This is a genomic window from Geovibrio thiophilus (genome assembly GCF_004087915.1).
Taxonomy (GTDB): domain Bacteria; phylum Chrysiogenota; class Deferribacteres; order Deferribacterales; family Geovibrionaceae; genus Geovibrio; species Geovibrio thiophilus.
In genome coordinates this window covers 2625295-2647453 of the sequence record NZ_CP035108.1, presented here as the reverse complement: position 1 = coordinate 2647453, position 22159 = coordinate 2625295, and the positions used below count along the sequence as shown (strand labels likewise).

Annotated in this window: 19 protein-coding genes and 1 tRNA gene; 17 read left to right on the top strand and 3 right to left on the bottom strand. The window is 48.8% G+C overall.

The window, feature by feature from the left end:
- The first annotated feature begins 125 nt into the window (after window positions 1-125).
- The 4 genes from ftsY to EP073_RS12250 are packed head-to-tail and all read left to right on the top strand — an operon-like array spanning window position 126 to window position 3810.
- Entirely contained in the window at window positions 126-1163 is a 1038-nt protein-coding gene (gene ftsY, locus EP073_RS12265) for a signal recognition particle-docking protein FtsY (RefSeq protein WP_128467455.1), read from the top strand.
- Window positions 1144-1926: a hypothetical protein gene (locus tag EP073_RS12260; RefSeq protein ID WP_128467454.1), complete on the top strand. Its 783-nt coding sequence runs from the start codon at window positions 1144-1146 to the stop codon at window positions 1924-1926. The genes ftsY and EP073_RS12260 overlap by 20 nt, the downstream gene beginning before the upstream one ends.
- Window positions 1913-2938 (top strand): SPL family radical SAM protein, encoded by a 1026-nt coding sequence (locus EP073_RS12255; protein ID WP_128467453.1) that lies wholly within the window; start codon window positions 1913-1915, stop codon window positions 2936-2938. The genes EP073_RS12260 and EP073_RS12255 overlap by 14 nt, the downstream gene beginning before the upstream one ends.
- Window positions 2938-3810 carry an ROK family protein gene (locus EP073_RS12250; protein WP_164885371.1) on the top strand — a complete coding sequence of 291 codons (873 nt, stop codon included), beginning with the start codon at window positions 2938-2940 and terminating at the stop codon, window positions 3808-3810. Before EP073_RS12255 ends, EP073_RS12250 begins: the two co-directional genes overlap by 1 nt.
- Here EP073_RS12250 and EP073_RS12245 read toward each other — a convergent pair.
- The gene (locus tag EP073_RS12245) at window positions 3807-5663 is read right to left on the bottom strand and encodes a sensor domain-containing diguanylate cyclase (protein WP_128467451.1); all 1857 of its coding nucleotides are present in this window, start codon (window positions 5661-5663) and stop codon (window positions 3807-3809) included. The genes EP073_RS12250 and EP073_RS12245 overlap by 4 nt on opposite strands.
- A 209-nt stretch (window positions 5664-5872) precedes the next feature.
- Here EP073_RS12245 and EP073_RS12240 point away from each other — a divergent pair, with 209 nt between their 5' ends.
- From EP073_RS12240 to EP073_RS12195, 10 genes are all read left to right on the top strand, one after another.
- Entirely contained in the window at window positions 5873-8680 is a 2808-nt protein-coding gene (locus EP073_RS12240) for a ChaN family lipoprotein (protein ID WP_128467450.1), read from the top strand.
- Entirely contained in the window at window positions 8680-9624 is a 945-nt protein-coding gene (locus tag EP073_RS12235) for a transglutaminase-like domain-containing protein (RefSeq protein ID WP_128467449.1), read from the top strand. Before EP073_RS12240 ends, EP073_RS12235 begins: the two co-directional genes overlap by 1 nt.
- A gap of 7 nt (window positions 9625-9631) precedes the next feature.
- Window positions 9632-11248: a molybdopterin dinucleotide binding domain-containing protein gene (locus EP073_RS12230; RefSeq protein ID WP_128467448.1), complete on the top strand. Its 1617-nt coding sequence runs from the start codon at window positions 9632-9634 to the stop codon at window positions 11246-11248.
- A gap of 59 nt (window positions 11249-11307) precedes the next feature.
- The gene (locus EP073_RS12225) at window positions 11308-13383 is read left to right on the top strand and encodes a sensor histidine kinase (protein WP_128467447.1); all 2076 of its coding nucleotides are present in this window, start codon (window positions 11308-11310) and stop codon (window positions 13381-13383) included.
- The gene (locus EP073_RS12220; RefSeq protein WP_128467446.1) at window positions 13380-15209 is read left to right on the top strand and encodes a sensor histidine kinase; all 1830 of its coding nucleotides are present in this window, start codon (window positions 13380-13382) and stop codon (window positions 15207-15209) included. Before EP073_RS12225 ends, EP073_RS12220 begins: the two co-directional genes overlap by 4 nt.
- A 91-nt stretch (window positions 15210-15300) precedes the next feature.
- A complete protein-coding gene (locus tag EP073_RS12215) occupies window positions 15301-15708 on the top strand; it encodes a hypothetical protein (RefSeq protein WP_128467445.1) in 408 nt (135 codons plus the stop codon).
- Window positions 15695-17092: a phage terminase large subunit gene (gene terL, locus EP073_RS12210; protein ID WP_128467444.1), complete on the top strand. Its 1398-nt coding sequence runs from the start codon at window positions 15695-15697 to the stop codon at window positions 17090-17092. The genes EP073_RS12215 and terL overlap by 14 nt, the downstream gene beginning before the upstream one ends.
- A gap of 11 nt (window positions 17093-17103) precedes the next feature.
- On the top strand, window positions 17104-18219 hold the full coding sequence (locus EP073_RS12205; protein WP_128467443.1) for a phage portal protein family protein: 1116 nt from the start codon (window positions 17104-17106) through the stop codon (window positions 18217-18219).
- Window positions 18220-18279: 60 nt separating this feature from the next.
- Window positions 18280-18609 carry a hypothetical protein gene (locus EP073_RS12200; protein WP_128467442.1) on the top strand — a complete coding sequence of 110 codons (330 nt, stop codon included), beginning with the start codon at window positions 18280-18282 and terminating at the stop codon, window positions 18607-18609.
- Between the two features lie 65 nt (window positions 18610-18674).
- Window positions 18675-19046, top strand: coding sequence for a PilZ domain-containing protein (locus tag EP073_RS12195; protein ID WP_128467441.1), 372 nt, complete (start codon window positions 18675-18677; stop codon window positions 19044-19046).
- Here the strand turns inward: EP073_RS12195 and EP073_RS12190 are convergent.
- Both EP073_RS12190 and EP073_RS12185 read right to left on the bottom strand, forming a co-directional pair.
- Window positions 19043-19564: a helix-turn-helix domain-containing protein gene (locus EP073_RS12190; RefSeq protein ID WP_283808368.1), complete on the bottom strand. Its 522-nt coding sequence runs from the start codon at window positions 19562-19564 to the stop codon at window positions 19043-19045. The two genes, EP073_RS12195 and EP073_RS12190, sit on opposite strands and share 4 nt — an antisense overlap.
- A gap of 98 nt (window positions 19565-19662) precedes the next feature.
- The gene (locus tag EP073_RS12185; RefSeq protein WP_128467439.1) at window positions 19663-20472 is read right to left on the bottom strand and encodes a helix-turn-helix domain-containing protein; all 810 of its coding nucleotides are present in this window, start codon (window positions 20470-20472) and stop codon (window positions 19663-19665) included.
- A gap of 231 nt (window positions 20473-20703) precedes the next feature.
- On the opposite strand from EP073_RS12185, the gene EP073_RS12180 reads away from it, so the two are divergent.
- From EP073_RS12180 to EP073_RS12170, 3 genes are all read left to right on the top strand, one after another.
- Window positions 20704-20777 (top strand) — tRNA-Pro (locus EP073_RS12180).
- Window positions 20778-21022: 245 nt separating this feature from the next.
- Window positions 21023-21622, top strand: coding sequence for a helix-turn-helix domain-containing protein (locus tag EP073_RS12175; protein ID WP_128467438.1), 600 nt, complete (start codon window positions 21023-21025; stop codon window positions 21620-21622).
- A gap of 99 nt (window positions 21623-21721) precedes the next feature.
- Window positions 21722-22150 carry a DUF2062 domain-containing protein gene (locus EP073_RS12170; RefSeq protein WP_241654000.1) on the top strand — a complete coding sequence of 143 codons (429 nt, stop codon included), beginning with the start codon at window positions 21722-21724 and terminating at the stop codon, window positions 22148-22150.
- Window positions 22151-22159 lie beyond the last annotated feature (9 nt).

Here is a 22159-nt window from a genome sequence, read left to right as displayed (position 1 = left end):
AACAATTAATATTTAAGCAAACATGTTTTTTAAATACACAATTAACCCAATAAATCATATTGACAAACAATCGGCAACAGTTTTTACTTGTTGGGCTTATAAAAAAGTCTGCGGAGCATTATTTAATGGCATTTTTCGATATATTCAGGAAGAAGAAAAACGACACTCCCCAGCCGGAGGAACAAACGGGGCGGGAAACGGTTTCTGCTCCCGTTGATGATCCTTCCGGAGGCTTCTTCGGAAAGCTTAAGGCGGGGCTTTCAAAAACATCCGACAAGTTCACAGGCGGTCTTGAGAATATTTTCCTCGGACGTAAAACCATAGACGAAGACCTTCTTGAAGAGCTTGAGGAACTTCTCATAACCTCCGACATGGGAGTGCAGACCTCTGTGAAAATTATAGATAGTGTTCGTGAAGAGGTTTCCAGAAAAACCCTGAAGGATCCAGCGGAGCTCAGAACCAGCCTGAAAAGAAAAATTCTTGAGATAATCAGCATGGACAACAGCCTGAATCAGGTTGAAGAAAAGCCTTACATGGTGATAGTAGTAGGCGTGAACGGAACGGGAAAAACCACCAGCATAGCCAAGCTGGCGAAGATGTTCAAGGATTCCGGACTTAAAACCGTCCTCGCTGCCGGAGATACCTTCCGCGCGGCGGCAGTGGATCAGCTTGCCGTATGGGCGGACAGGGCAGGAGTTCCCATAATCCGTCAGGCGGAGGGTTCAGACCCTGCGGCGGTAATATACGACGCCGTGCAGTCCGCCAAAGCGAAGGGTTTTGATGTGCTCATAGCAGATACCGCGGGCAGGCTTCACAACAAGTTCAATCTGATGAAGGAACTTGACAAAATATTCAGGGTAATCAAAAAAGAGATGCCGTCAGCCCCTCATGAGGTGCTTCTGGTTCTTGACGCTACAAGCGGTCAGAATGCCCTTGCGCAGGCAAAAAAGTTTCATGAAGAGGTGGGTATTACCGGAATCGTTCTCACCAAGCTGGACGGAACAGCCAAGGGCGGAGCCATCATAGGCATCATCGATGAACTCAGGATTCCGGTTAAGTTTATCGGCTTCGGCGAAGGTATGGACGATCTTCGTCCGTTTGACGCTGAAAGCTTTGTGGAAGCGCTTTTTCGCACGGACGGCAATGAAGCTGATAAAGGCTGATTTCTGTCCCGCTGATTTCCGCTGGAAAGATAAAGAGGCGGATAACCCTTTCCCTCCCGCTGTTGCGGAGATAAAGGGAAAAGCATACAGGCTCAGCGGTTTCGGCAGGGATGCGGAGCAATTTTTCCATGCGGGCGCGCTCAGCCTCAACGAGGCATTTAATCTTTCTCTGAGCATCCACGGCGAACCGGATCTGATAGACACGGGGCGGATGATTATCCTTGCCGAATCCTTTGGCGGATCGAAGGAAGTAAAAGCCCTTTCATCAAGAGTCAAAGGCGCAAAAAACGCCGAATCCCTCAAAACACTGTGCAGGGCTCCGGAAGCTTTCCTTGAGTATATAAGATCAAAGGAGCCTTCTATGAAGACCGTGGGTATGTACGCCTCCCTGCCGGAATCCCACAGGCAGTTTCTGCACTCATACGCCTGTTCCCAGCCCTCCGTATCCGCCTTCAGGAATGCCGCTGAAACCCTCACCGATTATGCGGACAGAGAGATAGATCCGTCTGATATGTCGCTGGTGAAAAAGCTTGAAACAGAGCGCATAAGCAGAAGAACGGATTTCGGAGCGGAGTTCAGGGAGCTTGCGTCGGAACTCTGTGCTGGCGTATCCAGCGTGTCAGGTTTTGAAACGCCGGAGATAACAGTGTCATTCACAGCCTCCTCCGCTGAGGAATATATGGAAAAATGCGAAAAGCTTTTTGAAAACAGGGTAAAAGTCTTCGGGCTTTTCAGGTTTCTGAAAGAAAATGATATATATTGAAAAATCTGCGGAAAATCTGCCCCTTGCCCGCAGAATCGCGAGGGAGAACGAAGCGGTGCTTGTTGAGGACGGCTTCACGCCGGAGGACACCAAAAGGAACATCCTCATATCCTCCTCACGCAACAACTACGTGCACAGATGCCCCGCAACGAAAATATACCGCTGCTGCAATTATTATGTAACCGATGCCGCCGAAGGCTGCCCGTTCGATTGTTCGTACTGCATACTCCAGTCATACCTTAATCACTCATACATAAAAGTTTACGGGGACACTGACGCCATAGTAAGCGAGATGCGGGCGCTCGGCGCAAAGGGTGAGCGTGTGCGTCTGGGCACAGGCGAGCTGTCGGACAGTCTGGCGTTGGATAATGTGCTTGGTTTGAGCGAAATCCTCGTGCCCGTTGTGAATGAATATGACAATATACAGTTTGAGCTTAAGACAAAATCCGCGAATGTTTCAAAACTCTTTAACTTAAATCCTAAGAATATTGTGGTAAGCTGGAGCCTGAACCCTGAGCATGTGATAAAGATGGAGGAGCACGGCGCCGCGCCTCTCAGAGCGAGACTAAGTGCGGCGAAGGAGCTTGCCGAATACGGATATAAAGTTTCCTTCCATTTTGATCCGGTGATATATTACGAAGGCTTTGAAAAAGACTACGATGAACTTATAGAGCTGCTGGCGCAGTATGTGGATGAATCCTCTGTTCAGTTTGTGAGTGTTTCCACATTCCGCTTCATGCCGGAACTGCTCTCCGCAATGCGGGACAAGTTCGGCGGAAGTATGCTCCTCAAGGGCGATTACACAAAGGGACTGGACGGCAAAATGCGCTATTTTAAGCCGCTTCGGGCGCACATGCTGAGAAGTGTGGTAGGATCTGTAAGAAAGAGATGGGAAAACGCCTTCTTGTATTTCTGCATGGAGCATTCCTCTCTCTGGGAAAAGCTTATGGGCTTCGACCCGGGCGAAAGGGAAGAGCTGGAATCTCTCTTCCCGTTTATCAGGATGAAATAATGAAATACGCTTGCTTTGACATAGGCGCCACAAACCTTAAAATGGGAGTGGTTGATGAAAACGGCATCTTCCTTGAGTACGAATCCGAAAAAACACCCTATACCTATGAAGAGCTGATAAAGCGGATCCGTGATTTTTCCCTTGGAAACTCCTGCTCTGCCGTGGGTATAGGTATTCCGGGGAATGTCAGCGACGGCAGCGCCTACTGCCCCAATCTGCCTGTTCTGAACGGACACCCTCTTGAGACAGATATTGAGGCGCTCACGGAGCTTCCCGTGAGCGTGGAGAACGACGCGAACCTTGCCGCTCTGGGCGAGTACATATTCTTCGAAACGGAGAGCACGGGAAACATGATCCTGCTCACTCTGGGAACGGGTGTGGGCGGCGGACTGATACTGGACGGAACACTCGTTACATCCGAATCCGCGGCGTTTGAGGTGGGGCATATCACGCTGAATTTCAACGGTGAGAAATGCGGCTGCGGCAAACGGGGCTGTTTTGAGTATTATTGCAGCATGAACGGGCTTGTGCGCAGCTACAACGAGCTCAGTGCTGATGTGAAGTTTCTCAAGGCGGCTGATGTATATAAACAGTTTAAAATAGGCGACAAGGTGGCTGAGCTTGCCTTCGATAAATACGCCAACAGCCTTGCCCACGGTATGGCGAGCATAGCCAATCTCTTTGCTCCGCTTAAGATAAAGATAGGCGGCGGGCTTTCGGAAATGTCCGACGCTTATCTGCATACAGCGGTCAAGGTGTTTTCAAAGATAGTCTTTCCCGCGCTAAAGGATAAGGTCGTGATTGAAACCGCAGCGGCAAAGAACAGGGCAGGGCTCTTAGGCGCCGCCGCCCTGTGCATGGTGCACGGTTAATATTCAGTATCGTGCGTCCACATATCCCTTGTGAAGCGCATAACTTTATTTCTTCCGGCTTCCTTTGCCTTGTAGAGTGAAATATCGGCGAATTTGATCGCCTGCCAGAAGTTTTCCGTATCTTTCGGGAATATGGAAACGCCGATGCTCAGTGTCTTTTTCAGGGTCACATTCGGGCTCAGGCGCATTTCGTGGGCTTCCATGTTCTCCCTTATCTTCTCCGCCACCCTCATAACGCTTTCGTCGTCCTCAGCATCCTTGATGATTATGAGGAACTCTTCACCGCCGTAGCGTATTATTATGTCCGATGAGCGTACCGAGCCCTTCATTATAGTGGCGAGAATCTGGAGCACTCTGTCCCCTGTCTCGTGTCCGAGGTCATCGTTCACTTTTTTGAAGTAGTCAAGGTCGCACATCAGTATTCCCATGTTTTTCTGCCTGCGCTTGGTGTCCGCGGTGAGAATCTCTGTGTACTCCTCAAGGAACCTGCGGTTGTTCAGACCCGTCAGCGGATCTTTCAGCGTTGTTTCACGGAGGTTTTTAAGCAGTTTCTTGCTTTCTATAACCGGAGACGCGTTTTTCAGATAATCCTGAAGCAGCGGCAGGGCTTTTTTCAGCATCTCCTCATCCTCCGGCTTAACTGTGACATGCACCACTTCGCCAACCGAGCCTGCGATTATGATCGGCATGCACATGTGCTTTCTGTTTTTGTCATACCCCAGAAACTTCGGACAGGCTCTGAAATCGGCGGAGCCGAAGACAGTCTGCGCCAGCCTCTTGCACCTGCATTCCTCAGGACTTATAAGTATGTCGTCAGAGCAGGGCATGGGCTCAAGGGTACAGACATCACCGCAGATTTCGTGGTTGAGATAATTGATTTTATTTTTCGCCTCGTCCACCTCGTATATCGCAAAATCGTGGAAGCCGAAGCTGTTCAGCAGTCCGAAAACCCTGACATAAACGTCATGAATGTTTTTATCCTCTTCTATCAGCTGCTTGAACTGCTCCATGTTCAGACGCTTCTGGAGATAATCGTTGAAGGCGGCTATCATCCGTCCTATCTCGTCTCTGTTCACTGCCTCCAGCTTGGTTTCTATCACCCCTGCGGAACCGAGATCCCCTATGCTGCGGGTTATACGGTTGATGTTTTTTGTCATCCCCTTGAGGTATGTGTAGAGTATGCCGACCACGACTGTGGTGGCGGCAAGACCGAGTATGAAGCATATCACAACGGATTTTATGATGCGCATGCGCTTTTCAAGGAGAATACTGTCTATGTTTTCCTCCGATCGCTGGGTTTTATCAAGGGAGAGGATATAGTAGTCAAGCGGCTCAAAGTACATGGTATTTATGAAGTAGCTCACATTTTTCCCGTCCGATGAAAAGTCCGCGAACGCACCGTGCATGCGTGCTTCAAAGGCTTTTTTGATAAGTAAGTTAAGCTTGCTGCGGTTGGTTGTGCCGGAGTTTATGAGGTTTTTGAAATCGCTCCCGTTTGCCGCAACCAGATTCCCGCTGAAATCGAATATGGCGAAGGAGTAGCTGTCATCACTGAGAATAAGCACATTGCTGATGAATTCTTTAACTATGTTTTCCTTATTGTTCGCCGGATCCCCCGCGGCGGAGTACAGGCGGGTGAGTATGCCGTGGAGATCCATGGTATATTTCATATGGCGGAAGGATTTTTCCTGAAAATACCGCCCCTGTGAGCTGAAAACGGATTTGTCCGTGTAGTAGTTCTGTACCTCGGTGTAGATGAACAGACCGTAACCCACTACCCCCAAAAGAATAAGACCGAAAAAGTAAATGCCCAGAAGTTTGACCTTAAGGGAAACATCCCTGAAAAACTGCATGATTTGACCCCTGAATAAGATTGAATATTTCTTTACTTATTTTTTACTTAAAAAGCTTGCATTTGCAAGCCGAATTTAGCCCGCTTATTTTTATAACCGTCTGCAAAACAAAAATAAAAAAATCAAAGAATAAATATGATGAAAATTGTCTTTGATCTGACACTCAAATGTGTGAAACTAATAGGTATTAACCGATATAAAGGTGGGAAATGAAACGTATTCTGATTCTTTTTTGTGTTTTTTTGTCTGTTAACGCTTTTGCGGCGAACATATACAGCCTTGAGCTGACTTATTCCGGCACGGAAGTCAAGGGCAGGGCGGCGTGGCAGTCCGATTCGCCGGCTGAGTTCAGCAGTGCCGGGCTTGATATTAAAGGCGCTGAGGTGACAGACGGCTCTTTCACCCTTCCGGCGGGCAGGAGCGAGATAAGCTTTGAGGGTGCGCCGCACAGCATTTTCGGCGACTGGTTTCCCGTTCCGGAGGAAAAAGCTTATGTTATGCTTAAGGTGACTGTTCCCAAAGGATATTTCCCTTTGTTTGAAGGGGAGGAAACATCTGAGCCGTTTAATAATGTTTATACCTTTCGCAGCAGGGGTGAGGTCGTAAAGCCTGATCTGGTTATCGTCAGGGATGTTTCCGTGAAATCCGTTGAAGCGGCTGGTGTGGCCGTACGCACTGCTTTCTCAAAGAAAAACGCAGCTTTCGCTGATGAATACATACAGAAGAGCATTGAATATATAAAAATGTACAGCGAGTTCATAGGCGGGTATCCGTTTAAGGCTTTCACCGCGGTTGAGGTTCCCTATCCCGTTGGCTACGCCTTTGAGGGCTTCACAACATTGGGTTCCGCCGTTATACCCCTGCCTTTCATAACAGAAACCTCTCTCGGGCACGAGATACTGCATCAGTGGTTCGGCGGCTCTGTCGGGATCGATTATGACAAAGGCAACTGGGCTGAGGGCATAACCACATACATGGCTGATTACTACTATGACGAGCTTAAGTGGAAAGGGAAGGAATACCGCAGGAACGCCCTGATCTCTTTCGCCGCATACACTGATAATGAAACGGATTTTCCGCTCACCGAGTTCCGCTCCCGCCACGGAAAGACCGGTTCCGCTGTGGGCTACAACAAGTCTATGATGTTTTTTCATATGCTTAAGCGCACCTACGGAAATGACAAATTTTTAGACGCTGTCCGGCTTTTTGTAAAAGACAACACAGGAAGAAGAGCCTCATGGGACGACTGGAGAAAAGCTTTTGTCACTGTAGCCGGAGAGAATGCGGCGCAGCTTTTCGATACATGGATAACAGCTAAGGGTCTGCCGGAATACTCGGCTGAGAAAATCGATATAAAATCGGAAAACGGACGTTATATAACCTCCTTTAACCTTGTGAGGAAGGGAGGGGATTTCGTTGCCGATGTTCCTGTGAGCGTGAAAACCATCACAGGACAGAAGGATTTCATACTCCGAAGCGACAACGCAAGCAAAATGTTTGAGCTTGCCACAGATACGGAGCCGCTGAGCTTCGCGATTGATCCGTACTACGATGTGCCGCGAATGCTCTATGCCTCGGAGATTCCGCCTGTTCTGGCAACCTATATAGGAGCATCAAGGAAGGTTTTTGTAACAGGTGCGGAAGGGTTTGACTGCCTTGCGGACGTAAACGGGCAGGGTGAGGTTAAGCGTGTTCCCTATGAGGAGTTCAGGCTTGAGGATTACAAGGATTACTCCGTGATGCTTGCAGGTGTGCCGGAAGGCTTTTACGGCAAATACTTCGGACGCGCGCCGGAAAAAGGGGCGGGACTTCTGGTGAAGGCGTATAAAAACCCTTTCAGCGCAGACAATGCTGTGATCTCCGTCAGCGGGGAGACCGAAGGGCTTGACGGCGTTTGCCGCAGGCTGCCGCATTACGGCAAATACAGCGAACTTGTTTTTGTGAAGGGGCGCAATGTGAAAAAAGAAACCGAACGCACTGAAGACGGCGTCATCTATGAAATAAAGAACAAAGAATACGCCTTCCGGGTGTCTTCTGCCATGAGTCTGGAGGATATAGCGGCTGAGGCTGAGGGCACAAGGCTTATCTATATCGGTGAAAACCACGATCAGCATTCCCACCACGCAGGTCAGCTTGCCGTGATTAAGCTGCTCCATGAAAAATACGGCAAAATCGCCATAGGAATGGAGATGTTCCAGCGTCCGTTTCAGAAGGTTCTGGATGATTACATTGAAGGCGTGATTGATGAACGGATGATGCTGAAGCAGACGGAGTATTATAAACGCTGGCGGTATGACTATCACCTGTATAAGCCGATACTTACCTATGCCAGAGAACACGGGATAAGGGTAGTTGCGTTGAATGCTCCTATGGAGGCGACAAAGAAGACCGCTTCTGACGGGCTCTTCACGCTCTCCGCCGCTGAGCGGGAGCACACGGCGTCTGAATTGGACTACACAGACCCTGACTACAGGGAGGATCTCAGATGGGTATACAACATGCACCCCTCAAGACAGGTTTTTGAAAATTTTCTTGAGGCGCAGCTTCTCTGGGATGAGACAATGGCGGAAACCGTTGCGGACTACATAAAAAATAATGACGGCATAATGGTTGTTCTCGCCGGAAACGGACACATAAGAAGAGGCTACGGCGTGCCGGACAGGGTGAAGCGGCGTAACGGTCTGAAATATATTTCCATAGTGCAGGATGAATCAGCGGAAAAAGGGATAGCTGACTTCGTGCTTTATCCCGGCAGGCTGGACGGAGCCTCCGCCCCTAAGCTCGGCGTGGGTGTTAAGGATCCCGAAGTGTCCCCCGAGGTGACCGAAGTCGGTGATGATACTCCGGCGAAAAAGGCGGGTCTCAAGGCAGGGGATGTGATCATCGGGATAGATTTCTTTGAGGTAAGCTCTCTGGAAGATTTGAAAATAGCCCTTTTCTATATGAAGCAGGGGAACACGGTCTCCCTGAAAATCAGGCGTGACGGAAAAGAAATGACTGTAGATATGGAGCTTTAATGCGCCCGAAGATGCTTGCGCTCTCCATGCTGCTTTTCATTGCAGCCTTCGCCGCTCTTTTTTTCGGCGAAAAGCGGGAGACCTCCGCTTATAAAGATGAGATACCTGAAAGATATATGCGGAAGGGCTTTCAGCCTTATGTCAGCGCTGTGGATAAAAACAGCCCGCAGCTTAGAAGGCTTGCTTCGGAGCTCACCGCCGGCTGTGATGACACAGAGTGCAGGGCGGCGCGCGTTTATGCCTTTGTTCAGCAGAAGGTAAGCTACCTGAGTGATCCGGCGGGCTTTGAGCTGATACAGAAGCCGGAGGAAACCCTTGCCCTCATGGCGGGGGACTGCGAGGATTTGAGCATACTCGTTTCGTCACTCCTCTGGAATATCGGTGTGGAAACGCAGCTTGTGGCGACCGATACGCATATGTATTCCAGAGTATGCGGCATAGACAGGATCAGGTTTGAAAATGTTGTGACACAGGAATACGCGGGCAGTCTCACAGTGTCCGACACCAGAACGTTTCTTCCCGCCGACACCGCATGGGCGGCAACCTTTGAAGGGGGCAGCGGCAGGGGTGAATACACAGTGGAGTTCTCCGCCGGAGAGCCTCTGAACTTTTATCTCTTCCCCGACAGGAAGGAGTTTGAAAAAATGACAAGAAATATGGACTATAAATATTACGAAGCCTGCTCGGCGGAAGCCAGCACGGGGGAAACCCTGAAATGCCACATAGAGAAAGGGAACGTGATCGGTGTGAGAACGGCGAAGGCGTCCGTCTTCACCTTTAAGGCGGTCAAATCCGCGTCTCTTTCCGCTGATCTCCGCTTTGAAGAGGATGAGGGCGTGCTCTGCATTCCTCTGGACGCCGCCATAAGAGGTTCTCAGGTTCTGCCCGGAATGGGGATGAACGAGGATAATATAACCGAAAAATACGTGATTGACATAAGGTAGATATTTTATGAAGACATTCTGCTCCAAAGACTGCCCCGACTTCTGTGATTTTTACATCGAGGAGGAAAACGGCAAGCCGGTTTTCAAATCCGCTGAAGAGAAAAACGGGCGCAACGGTTTTGTCTGTTCCAAGCTGAAGGACTTTTATGAAAGGGAGATAACCCACGGGGCTGAGTCTGACCCCGAAAGCCTCTCAAAAGCGGCGGAGCTGATTAAATCGCTGAACGGAAGCGAGTTCCTGTTTATGCGGGGCTCCGGCAGTCTCGGCTACGCAATGGGGTGGTGGGATGTCCTCTTCTCCGGCATCAAGGACGCAGTCTTCATAGAGGGCAGCCCGTGCGATATAACGGGCGAAACCGCCCACGAGTTTGACTTCGGCGTGTGTGACAATCCTCCCGCGGAAAACCTTAAAAATGCGGACAGCATAATTATCTTCGGCAGAAACGCCAAGGTTGTGAGTCAGCATTTCTTCTCATACCTTCTCAGGCTGAAAAAAGCGGGCAAACGGATTCTGTATATAGATCCCATCCGTACGGAAACGGCTCCTTCCGCTACTGATTTCATTCAGATCAATCCTGCCTGCGACGGACTTCTTTGCGAGGCGTACCTCACTGAAGATTCAGGCAGACGCAGAGAGCTCATTGCGCAGACCGGACTGACGGAAGCGGAGTATAATCTCTTCGCAGGTTACATAAAAAAGGGAAGAACAGCATTCATCACGGGCTTCGGACTTCAGCGCTATAAAAACGGAATGGCGATGGTGCGCTGGATAAACAGGCTGGCGGTGAAAACAGGGAATGAAAGCCTGCTGTATTACGCCAGAGGCTCCAAGACGGAGCTTGCCTCTGTACCGAAGCAGCCTGTGCGCAGGGTGAATATTTCGCTTTTGCCGGATATTATTGAGCAGTTTCCGCTTATGATAATTGTCGGCGCAAACCCCGCCGTGACATTTCCCGAGACGGACAAATGGCATAAAGCACTCGAAAAGGTGAAGCTGATAAGCATCGATACCAATATCACGGAGACATCAAAGCATGCCGATGTTTTTATCCGCGCGGGGGGCATGTTCGCACAGAATGACGTGATGGGCAGCTACTTCTTCAATGACAGACCGTCTGTGCGCGGCAAATTCGCCGCTCTCCCATCCGACAGTGAGCTTGCGGCGGAGCTGGCGGGGCTTCTCGGTGTCAGGCTGGACATAACAGATCCCGAAACGGTGGAAAGGAAGGCTCCGCCCTCAAGGAAATACACGGAAAAGCCCCTTGAAAGCGCATATCCTCACGAATCAGAAGGATACAGGCTTATCACGGGTTCCCACACATCTTATCTCAATTCTCAGGTTCCGCCGTCTATGGGTGAAAATGACGCGTTTGTATTCATATCTCCCGAAACTGCGGAAAAAGAGCAGCTCACGGACGGCAGTAACGTTGAAGTTTTCAGTCCCTCCGGCTCATTCACAGGGGTAATAAATGTGAGCGCAAACATAGCGGGCAATGTCATTTTTGCCTATAAAAACCGTAAAATGACAAAAGGTTATATCAACTGCGCAACCCCTGTTATTCTGACGGATTCGGGAAACGGAGTCGCATATTATGATACTTTTGTAAATATGGTTAGAAAATAAATGTAAATCTGCTAATATTTATTATCGTTTTTTAGTTAGGTTTATTATTTCGGAGAAATATGTCTGCGGGTGAAAAAAAAGGGATAAGTCTTCGTAAGCTTTTAGCAGTAAACTGCCTGATTCTTGTGCTTGCGTCCGTATTCCTGATTCTTGTCAATTATTTTCTAAACTACAGAAACTTCGAGCTGAACGTTCGCGGCATAACGGCGGAGGCAGTGCGGATGGTCGATGAAAATATCGGCTACTATAAGGAGTTTCAATCTCCCGCGAATATACATGTGCGCCTTCATATGGTGGATGACCATAAAAATCTCCACGACTTCATAGCCGAGTACGGCATCCCCTCCTATGAATACCTGATGAACCGAAAAAAGGAACACGAGGAAGAGCTTAACACAGAAATAGAAATAGCCCTGCTCACAGGGAAGGGAGTGATTTTCAACACAACCTACCCAACGGAACTGGGGCTTGATATAAGCAGGTTTCCCAACGCCATGGAAACCCTGCGCAGGGCGAAGGAGAAGGGGGGGATTCTGCTGGATTACCCTGTATATGAGCGCTCAGGCAGGGTACTGAGAGCTTACACCATGTCTTACATAAAGGAGAGGGATATTTATCTCCAGACTGCTCTTTTTCTCGCCGATCTGAAAGTGGTTAGGGAGAGGCTGGAGAAGATTGTCGCTCTCTCGGAGTATATAAAGTCGGTGGACGCCATTCTTGTTTTTAACAGCATGGAGGGCGGCAGCAACCTCATTTTCAATATCAGCTCTGATGAGCCCGAGACGGATACTGATTCCGAAATAGTTCTTGAGACCCTTAAACGGGGCGAAATGACCGAGAAAACATCGGGCAGCCTGTTCACCGGAACAAGCAAAAGCTATTATGTGATAGCCCGTGTGCCGGATTCGGCTAAGAATCTTAAGGACCTTGATCACAGAATAGTCTACCGCATAATTTTCGATACGACGGATGAGCGCCGCTACGGCATTTTAAGCTTCTTCATCAAACTTTTTTCCGTGGCTGTTGCAGTTTTTGCCCTTATTCTTTTCTACAGAAGGCTGAACTCCCGGTTTGTGATCCCTTTCGGCAGCATGATTGAGAGAGTCAAAAGATCCGAGAAAATCACCGAGAAAAGCATACTCGCGGGTGAAAAGGATCTGGCGCGGCTGGCGGAGCTTTACAACGGACACAGAGACAGACAGCTTGAGCTGCTTTCATATGCCGAGAAGTTTAATGAGGAACTTGAGGAGCGGGTAAGACTGGAGGTTTCCAAGGGAAAAGCCAACGAACAGCTGATAATCCGACAGTCGATGCTTGCCACAATGGGGGAAATGACCCACTCTGTGGCTTATCTCTGGCAGCTTCCTCTCAGGGTGCTTGGCGAATATGTGGAAAGCATCTCCTCCATGGCGGAAAACTTTGAGGAAAACAGAGACAGACTGGAAAAAATAGCCTCAGACTGTATGGAGCAGGTTCTTTACATGTCTTCCACTATTGAGGGGCTGAGAGATTTTTTCAGACCCTCGCTGGAGAAAAAGCTTTTCGATCTCCGCCAGACCCTTGAAGACACGATGCGGATGGTCGCTCCTCATATGCTTTCCGGTGATATACGGCTCAGCTTCACCTGCCGCCTTCAGGGCTATGAGGAGCCTGTCAGGGTGGATGTGCTTAAAAATCTTGAGAGATGCTGCGGCGCAGGCTATCAGGAATGCGTGCCGGAGTGCCCCGGCTTCGGTTTTACGGTCTGCGGCTTTCCGGCGGAATTCAAGCTTGCCGTGCTCAGTGTTTTCCACAACAGCAAGAGGTTGCTGGATGAGAAAAGAAGCATGGAAACCGACGGGTTTGAACCGCTGATAGATGTTGATTTATACGATGAGGGAGAAGCTGTGCGCATCAGGATCAGAGACAACAGCGGCGGCATGAGCGCAGCCGATCTTAATGCTGTGAACGATCCCTACTCCCCCGGCACGGCTGATAATATGAGACATTTCAACCTTTATATGGCTGTGGAGCTTTTCAGAACAATAATGAGCGGCAAGGTGGATATAATAAGCTCCGCCGACGGACTGGACATAGATATTTATCTCGATAAAAACACGTCCGCCTGCGGGCTTGAAAAGAGCGTGCCTAAATGAAGATACCGCTGAAGAAGCTTCTGGTTCACAGTTTTATCCTGCTGTTTTTTTTCCTTGTATGTCTTGTCTTTGCGGATCATTACCTCAGCGTCCGTCTGGCTGTCGCCAAAACAGAGGACACATACAAGGGGCTGGCCGGACTGCTGGAGGAGACTGTGAAGTCGGCTGCGGACACCTTCAGCATGCGGCTGAACTCAATTTCGGATATTTCAAAGCATCACGCACATGATGTTCTGCACAGTTTTCCGGCAGATGAAAGGGAGGCGGCGTTTCTGGCTGACAGCTACGCCGCTTCAACAAAAAGACCTTACGCAGTGATGATTTTTGATACGGAAGGGCGCATGCTTTTCAGCGGAAAAAGCAGCGGCGCCTCGGACAGGTGGTCGATTACCCCCTCAGCGAAGGATCTTGACTTCGCAAGAAAGAACCCGGGCGGGGTAAACCGCATAAGATATTCGTATTCCAAACAGTCTTCCGAAATAATGAACTTTGAGTGGTCTCCGGAGAGGGGGAAATACGTTGCGGTTATGACGGAATACTCCTTCGGTGATGAGATTGCCTCACGGATTAAAAACATACAGAGCGCAAGCAGCCTGTTCACCGATATAGGCATATATTCTCTGGGTGCTTCCGTCAGGGAGTCATCGGCGGTTTACGGCGGGGAACTGAGTCCTGATGATTTTACCGTGTTCGGGGTCACGGACGGGGATACTGCTGTTTTCAGAGACGCTTCGGTATATAAAACATTCCGATGTGACGCAGGGCAGCTGTTCCCGTGGGAAAAAATCGGCATCAAAGCCGTGCTCAGCCCGGAAGGAATAAACAGGATGAAGCAGGGCTCTATGCTGCTTGCCGTAATGACTCTGCTGCTCTCCGCTCTGTTCATGTATTACGTTTTCGGCATTTTCCGCCGCAGGTTTGAAATACCCTATTCTGAGGTCATGCGGCTTTTCGGCGAGTCGAAAAAAATCAGCCTGAAGCCGGACAGCGGCTACGTGTCGGAGCTTGAGGAGCTTGTCCATGAATACAACAGGCATCTTGAGGAAACTGAAAATGTGCTCGAACGCCTTGAAAACTACAAGGAGGAGCTGAAAAAGAGATCCGAAGGCGAGGCTGAAAGGCTTGAAAAGCAGAAGGAATTCATGATTCAGCAAATGAAGCTGTACTCCATAGGTGAAATGGTGGCTTCGGTCTCCCACCACTGGCGTGAGCCCTTGAGTCTCGTGCATATAAACATGCAGAATATTAAAGAGGAGATTTCCTCCGGCATTGAGGACGAGAAATACCTTGCCGAATGTATAAAAGCATGCCGGAATCAGATACAGCTTATGAAGGAATCTGTGGATAAGTTCCTCGGTTTTGTCTCCGGAGAGGAGACACTGAACAACAGGTTTGAGGTCATGCCCCTGCTTGATGAGGTGCATTCCTTTGTTTCCACATATTATGAAAAGGACGGAGTCGGCTTTGTATTCCACAGCGATAACTCAAAAACGGAGGTCACAGGCTCAGCCTCTGTCCTTAAGCAGGTTCTGCTTAATGTTCTCATGGTTTCCCGTGAGCTGGTGGAAACAAACGGTGTGGGCGTGGGAACTATAGTGCTCCGCATGGTCACGGAAAACGGAGCCTGCGTGATAACCATTGAAGACAGTACCGGCAAGTTCAGGGAGGCGTGCACATCCGCCCTTGAGGATCCTTTAAGCACATCCAGCCTGAAAAAAGGCATGGGGCTTTATATTTCCAACAAGCTTCTGGAGAAAAACTTCGGCGGCAGGGTGGAGGCTGTTCCTTCCGACAGGGGCACTCTTTTCAAAATAATCATTCCTTAAAAAAATCCTTATCAGTCACATGGCGTAACAACGCCTTCCCCTTTATGCGTTATATTTCTGTCCGTAACAAAATGACTGTTTCGGTGGGGAGATGGGGTTCGACTGGGTAAAAATCAGAGAAGAATATGAAAACGGCAACACAGATCCGGACAATCTCGCAGGGATATTCGGATGCAGTTCCGTTGAGATTAAAAAAAGAGCAAAAAAAGAAAAATGGGAGAACAGTCTTGAAACCGGACGCAGGAAACGGATCAGGATTCTTAAGGCTGTGCAGGATGTTGCGCTTAAGGGGATAGAAAAGGCGGACAGCATGCTGGATGAATGCGGGAACATGAAGGATCTGGAAACTCATTCCAAAACATTGAAGGCGTACAGGGATGTGGGACTGACAAAGCCTGAGGAAATAATGGGCACCGTCAAAACCAACAATGCTCTGGATGATTTGTACGACATCTCTTTTGAGGACGCCGCAAGGGTAACGGAGGATGATGAAGACTGATCCGAGAGCCGCTGCATGCCGGAAGGCGGAAAAGTCGCTTATTTCTTACTGCATGCTGAGCTTCAGAGACTTCCTCCCGAATTGGCACCACAGGCTGCTTGCCCGTGAGCTTGAGCTTGTGGAAAGAGGCGAAACGGACAGACTGATGGTGATGATGCCGCCCAGACACGGCAAAAGCGAAATTACTTCGGTACGCTTTCCCGCATGGTTCATGGGACGGAATCCCAAGCTGAACGTTATCGCGTGTTCATACAGTGCTGAGCTTGCCGAGAGTTTCGGCAGGCGGGTGAGGGATCTTGCAGCGTCAAGACTCTTTTTAAATGTATTCGGCGGAAAAGGTCTGAGAGCGAATGCCCGCTCCGCGTCAAGATGGGAGCTGGAGGAGGGCGGACGTTATCTCGCCGCGGGTGCCGGAGGTTCAATAACCGGTCAGGGCGGGCATCTGATCATCATTGACGATCCTGTTAAAAACTCCGAACAGGCGTCTTCAGCCCTTTACAGGGACAAGCTGTGGGATTGGTACCGCTCTACGCTGTTTACGAGGCTGGAAAAAAACGGACGGATAATTCTGGTGCAGACCAGATGGCACGAGGACGATCTTGCGGGCAGGCTCCTCAAGGAATACCCGGGGGAATGGAGGATTCTTAAGCTCCCCGCTGTCGCCGAAGCGGACGAATCCTTCCGAAAACATGGTGAGCCTCTCTGGGCTGCGAAATACGGGGAGGAAGAACTGAACCGCATAAGGCAGTCCGTGGGCTCAAGGGTGTGGAACGCTCTCTATATGCAGGAGCCGGCGCCTGATTCGGGAACAGTGCTCAAACGGGAATGGTGGCGTTATTACCGAACCCTTCCAGCCGATCCGGACTGCTGGTTTCAGTCATGGGACATGAGCTTCAAGGGTAACGAAGGAGCCGACTATGTTGTGGGACAGGTCTGGGCTGTTAAGGGCTCGTGCAGATACCTTGCCGATATGGTGCGGGACAGAATGGATTTTTCCGCAACTGTAAGAGCGGTAAAAAACCTCACTGTCCGATGGCCGCAGGCGGGGGCGAAATATGTTGAGGACAAGGCGAACGGCTCTGCTGTTCTTTCGGCTCTCAGAAAGGAGATTCAGGGAATGATAGCCGTGGAGCCGAAAGGCTCAAAGATTTCGAGGGCTTATGCGGTTCAGCCCCTCCTTGAGGCGGGAAATGTTTATCTGCCGGAGGACAAGGCTTTCAGCGCTGAACTGGTGGAGGAGGCTGCGGCTTTCCCCTTCGGCAGGCATGACGACATGGTTGACGCTCTCACTCAGGCGCTGAGTGAGGGTGGAGCAAGGGCAATGCCCGAAGGGGTTCATTCGGGAACCTCCAGACAGGCAGGCGCCATATTCAGAGGATATTAAGGGGGAACATTATGAATAATCTTACAAAAGCCGTTTCTTCAGCGGCGGAATTTTCAACATTTTTAAGCTTTATGCCGAATCCTGACGTTATACTGTCAAAAAACGGTCTCCGTCTGTCGATCTTTGATGAAATGCTGGCGGATGCGCATATTTCCGCAAAACTTGAGCAGCTAAGGCACGGCGTGCTTGCGTATGAGTGGAGCATAATTCCCGCAGACTCCACAAAGGAAGCGGCTAAGACCGCTGATTATGTGCGGAGAAATCTCAAAGACATGCCGAACTTTCTTCAGGAGCTTGAGGAGATGCTTTCCGCCGTGGAATACGGTTTTTCCGTTACGGAAATAGTGTGGAGGAAGGAGGGGGCTCACTGGCTGGCGGAAAAGCTTCTGAACCGGAATCCAGCCAGATTTCTTTTTGATTCGGAAGGCGGTCTTTTCATGGCGGACGGAGGAGGGAAGACAGAACTTGATGAAAAATACAAGTTTATAATCCACAGGCATATGCCCAGAAACGAAAACCCCTACGGCAGCCCGGTTCTGTCCAAATGCTACTGGCCGTGGATGTTCAAGAAGGCAGGGTTTCGCTTCTGGCTCACCGTTGCGGAGAAATTCGGTGTTCCGACAGTCCTTGCCATGTTCAATTCGGACGGAGGAGAGGAAACGAGGCGCAGGGCGCAGGCTCTGGCTGAATCCTTAAGCGGCATACAGAACGATGCCGCAGTGGCGTTAGCCAACGTGGAAAAGGTTCAGGTGCTTGAAAGCAGGGGAAGTTCGGAGGATTTCGCAAAGCTGATTGAGGTCTGCAACGGAGAGATCTCAAAGGCAGTAACAGGAGAAATACTCACCAGCGACACCGGCTCAGGCGCATCATACGCCCTTGCTAAGGAGCACTCCAGAACATTCGGTATAAAAGCGGCAAAGACCGCCGCCTCACTGGCGGGTACGGTAAATTCCACTCTGGTCAGATGGATAGCGGAGCTTAACTTCGGCAGCGGATGCAAGCTTCCGTCGTTTGTTTTTGAGGAGAAAAAATACGCGGATTGGACTACAATCAGGGAAGCGGCGCAGGCTGGAATGGATGTGGATTTCACCGAAGCGGCAAGAAGATTCGGAATACCGCTGAAATAAGACAGAGTGAGGACTTTTTTTCTTCACAATATGCCGCCGTCATGCTAATTTTGGGTGATTATGAAGAAAATCATTACTTTTTGCGCGGTGTGCGTCCTGTTTTTTTCTGTCGGGGCGTTTGCTGATGTAAGATTTGAAAACAGAACCGAGCTGCTTCTGGGAGTACGTGTGCAGAGTCAGTCCAACAGAAATGAAAATTACGTGCTGGTTAAGCCGAAGCAGTCCGTCAGCATGAAAAACACGGGCGGAGGGCTGAGCATCAGTGCGCAGCTTATAACGGGAAGCTATGAGATTAACTGCTGCGAATGGTTTACCGTTCCGGACGGCAAAAGTCTTATCGTCAGGCTCGCAGACAAAAACAGCGAAAGCTGCTTCTGCGTGAGCAGATAAGGGCTTATGCTCTTGAAGTCCGTACAGGATCGGGGTATCATTTCTAAACAGTTATCGGGTGCGGTATGATCGAAAGAAGAAGGTTTCACAGATTTGAAGATGTTCCGGTCAGAGTAAGGCTGAGAAAAGAAGAGTGCTTCGCGTCTATCGATGCGGAAATTAAAGACATAAGCATTGGCGGAATAAAAATCCGCACCGATGAAGTGATAAATATTTATGACTTTTATGATCTGAAAATCTGCTTTCACGGCTGCTCTGAGCCCGAAGGAATCGCGGCGAAGGCAAAGGTCTGGCGTATCGAGCCCGATACCGAAAAGAACAATGATATATCAAGATTTGCAGCCTTGGAGTTTGTCAGCTTTGAGGAGGGGGATCGGAGAATTTTCACCAAGTTTCTAGCCGGCTTTCTTATGGGCAGCGGAACGGAAGTGGTTTAGGGAGCTGAGGCGGAAAAAGTTATTTTATAAAGCTTTTCCTTACTCTGTTTATTTATTTCAAGAGGCATTTCTGTTTTCCTGAATGGTATGAGAATAGAACCTCTGCTTTTCACAAGATACCTGTAGATCTCGGGTTTCCCGTTTCTGTATATAAGAACACAGTCCCTGTGGTGAACTGATGCTGCTCTGTCAACGAATATGAGAGTCTGCTCCCTGAAAGCGGGCGAAAAAGCGTTTGTGTCAATTTTAATCCAAAGTCTGCCGGAGGATATTAAGTTGCTTTCCTTAACAGAGGAAAGAAGTTTTGGTCCGGAATGAACATACGGAGTCTCCGAAACAAAAGAATCAATATTAACAGAAAAATAACCCGCAATGCGGGATAATGTTTCAAGGCTGGGGTTTCTCTGGTCATTTATGAAGTTAGACATATTCCCCGGCGAGATACCCAGTTTTCTGCAAAGCTCGGCTTGCGTCATGTTGTGTAATGCTAACAACTGTCTCAGTCTTTTCCCAATCATGGATGGATTATGGCGCAGGATAGACCTTTTGTCAATAAAGATTCTCTTAGTGTGAATCATTGGGATGCAAAAAAAGGAGCCCTGAGGCTCCTTGATTATCAGTCCGGTTTTTTGGCAATCCAGTGGATTTTGTAGCAGCGGCTTCCGGGTTTCATCTCCTCACTTTTGTTGAGGCTGATGGGTTCTCCGGCTTTTGATTCAGGCGCGAGAAGCACAGAATCATGGTATTCAAAACAGCGCATAAGCCTGAGCGTTCCTTCCGAAGCGAACAGAACTGATTCCCTGTCTTCGGGAAAGCCGATGATTTTTTCAACAAAAACCAGTTCGTTTTCGTTTATTTTCGGGGCGAATCTGCCGTCAGTAACCACAGTCCAGAAGGGGGTTTTGAGAGCCTCCGTTCTGCCGGATGCTATGTCGTCCAGATGGTACTGGGTTTCCGGTGAAGCGGGGAAGTAATCCACAACTTCATTTTCCATAACTGCCGAGAGAGCTTCCGTGTTCTGTTCGTTGGTTCCGATGAGCTCATCAGCGCCGTACTTAAGTATCTGCGAGATAGTCTCAATGGTTTCTCTCTCAAATTCGCCGTGCCCGAGTTCAAGGGCGGCGAAAAAAGTGAGGTCATAGCCGGTGGAATCGGAGAGGTCTTTTTTCGTAAGCCCTCTCATCTCTCTGATTTTTTTGATTCTTTCGCCTATTTCCTTGGTATTCTTGATGGAGTCGCCGAAGGCGAAGTAATCAAGCTTAACTTCAAGAAAGCGGGCAATTTTAGAAAGGGTTTCGAGATCCGGTTCTCTGCTGCCGCTGAGATAATTGGAGAGTCTGGACGGGGAAAGCCCCACGGCTCTGCATACCTCAACCTGCTTGATTCCTTTACGTTTAATAAGTCTTCTAAGTTTTTCTCCGATCATAGCCTAACATTACCTTATAATATTTTTTGTGTAAATATACTAGTTGTTATTGGCAGCCGATTGCATCCACATAGTGTAAATCACGCAAAAGGAACCGGGATGAAGACATCAGATAAACAAAAAAAGTTTTTCTGTTTGTGCCGCCAATATCAAATATATATTTACACCCAGTCGTTTCTTCGTATATATTCTTGCAAAAGAAAGAGAAAATGTGCTAAATTATCAATCGTACGGGATGTAGCGCAGCTTGGTAGCGTACTGGTTTCGGGAACCAGGGGTCGGGGGTTCAAATCCCCCCATCCCGATTAATCCGATTATTTTTTGGCTAAGCTGGCAATCTTCCGCTTCTTATTAAAATTAACACTGCCATAATTCCGGCTTATTTCTGCTTAACGGTTCCTGAAATGTGAACAGACTATATCCTTTTCTCATACCGCAAGCTATTCTCTTGTAAAAGTTTTCATTTTGCAATAATATATATTTCTGCTATAGAACTAATGTGTATAAGGTACACCCATGAGTGTAGGGTGTCAAGGAATAAAACGAATAGATGTGTCGAAAAAATACGGAAATCGGAAAAAGAATTAGGCAGCTAAGGAATTTTCTGGGGCTTACTCAGAGGGAATTTGCCGAGAGAATCTACTCGTCATACAGATCTGTCCAGAATTGGGAATCTGGTGACAGGTTCATCAGCGAAAGCAATCTTCGCCTTCTTATTGATGAGTACGGAGTGTCGGCAGACTGGATTTATCAAGGCACGGGAGAAATGTTTCAGCCGCTTTTCAGAAAATCTGATTCGGATATTTTCCTGCCGGCAGCGGAAATTATCAAAACTCCCTTTACGCTTAACAATCCGGACAGATATGCCCATATCGTGGTCTGCGACGCCATGCAACCCGTGATCTCTGAAGGGGATATAGCTTTATGGATCAAGGATGACGGAATACTCAGGCACGAAAGCTTTGTATTCCTCATCGGCTCGGACGGCAGACCGTTCATACGCAAATACCTTCTTGCTGACGGAGAGGGGCTTCTTGTTCCTGAGAACAGAGGCTATGAAGTTCTGAAAGCGGACGATCCTGCTGTGCGCCATGTCGGCACAGTAACAGAGGTATTCAGCAAAAAGTCTCTGCTGCCGCAGAAAATATAGTTTTAAATTCCGCTCCGCTCATTTATAATCTCTGAGGCTGTGTATGCACGCAGTTTTCACAGAGATATAAAGCGGCGGTTAATATATATGGCGTTCAATATGATTCGCAAGAAACTCAGGAAGCTGTTCCAGCTTGACTGCTCTCCTCAGATTCTTGCTATTTCGTCAGCAGTGGGGGTAATGATTGGGTTCTCCCCGTATGTGGGGTTCCACACCGCTCTTGCCATAGGCATATCCTTTATATTCAGCCTGCCTATGTATCCGCTGCTTTTGGGCGCTTACATCACAAATCCTTTTACAATGGTTTTTATTTACGCTCTCTGTTATAAGGTCGGCAGATGGATTCTTCGCGATGATACCCCTATAGACATTGACTGGACCAATACCTCGCTGACAGAGCTCTTTGAAGCGGCGAGAACCATACTGCTCCCTTTTTTCGCCGGCACACACCTGATAGGATTAATATTTGGCGTTATAACATATTTTGTGATATATTATATTGCTGTGAAATACAGACAAAACACCTGAAATACATTG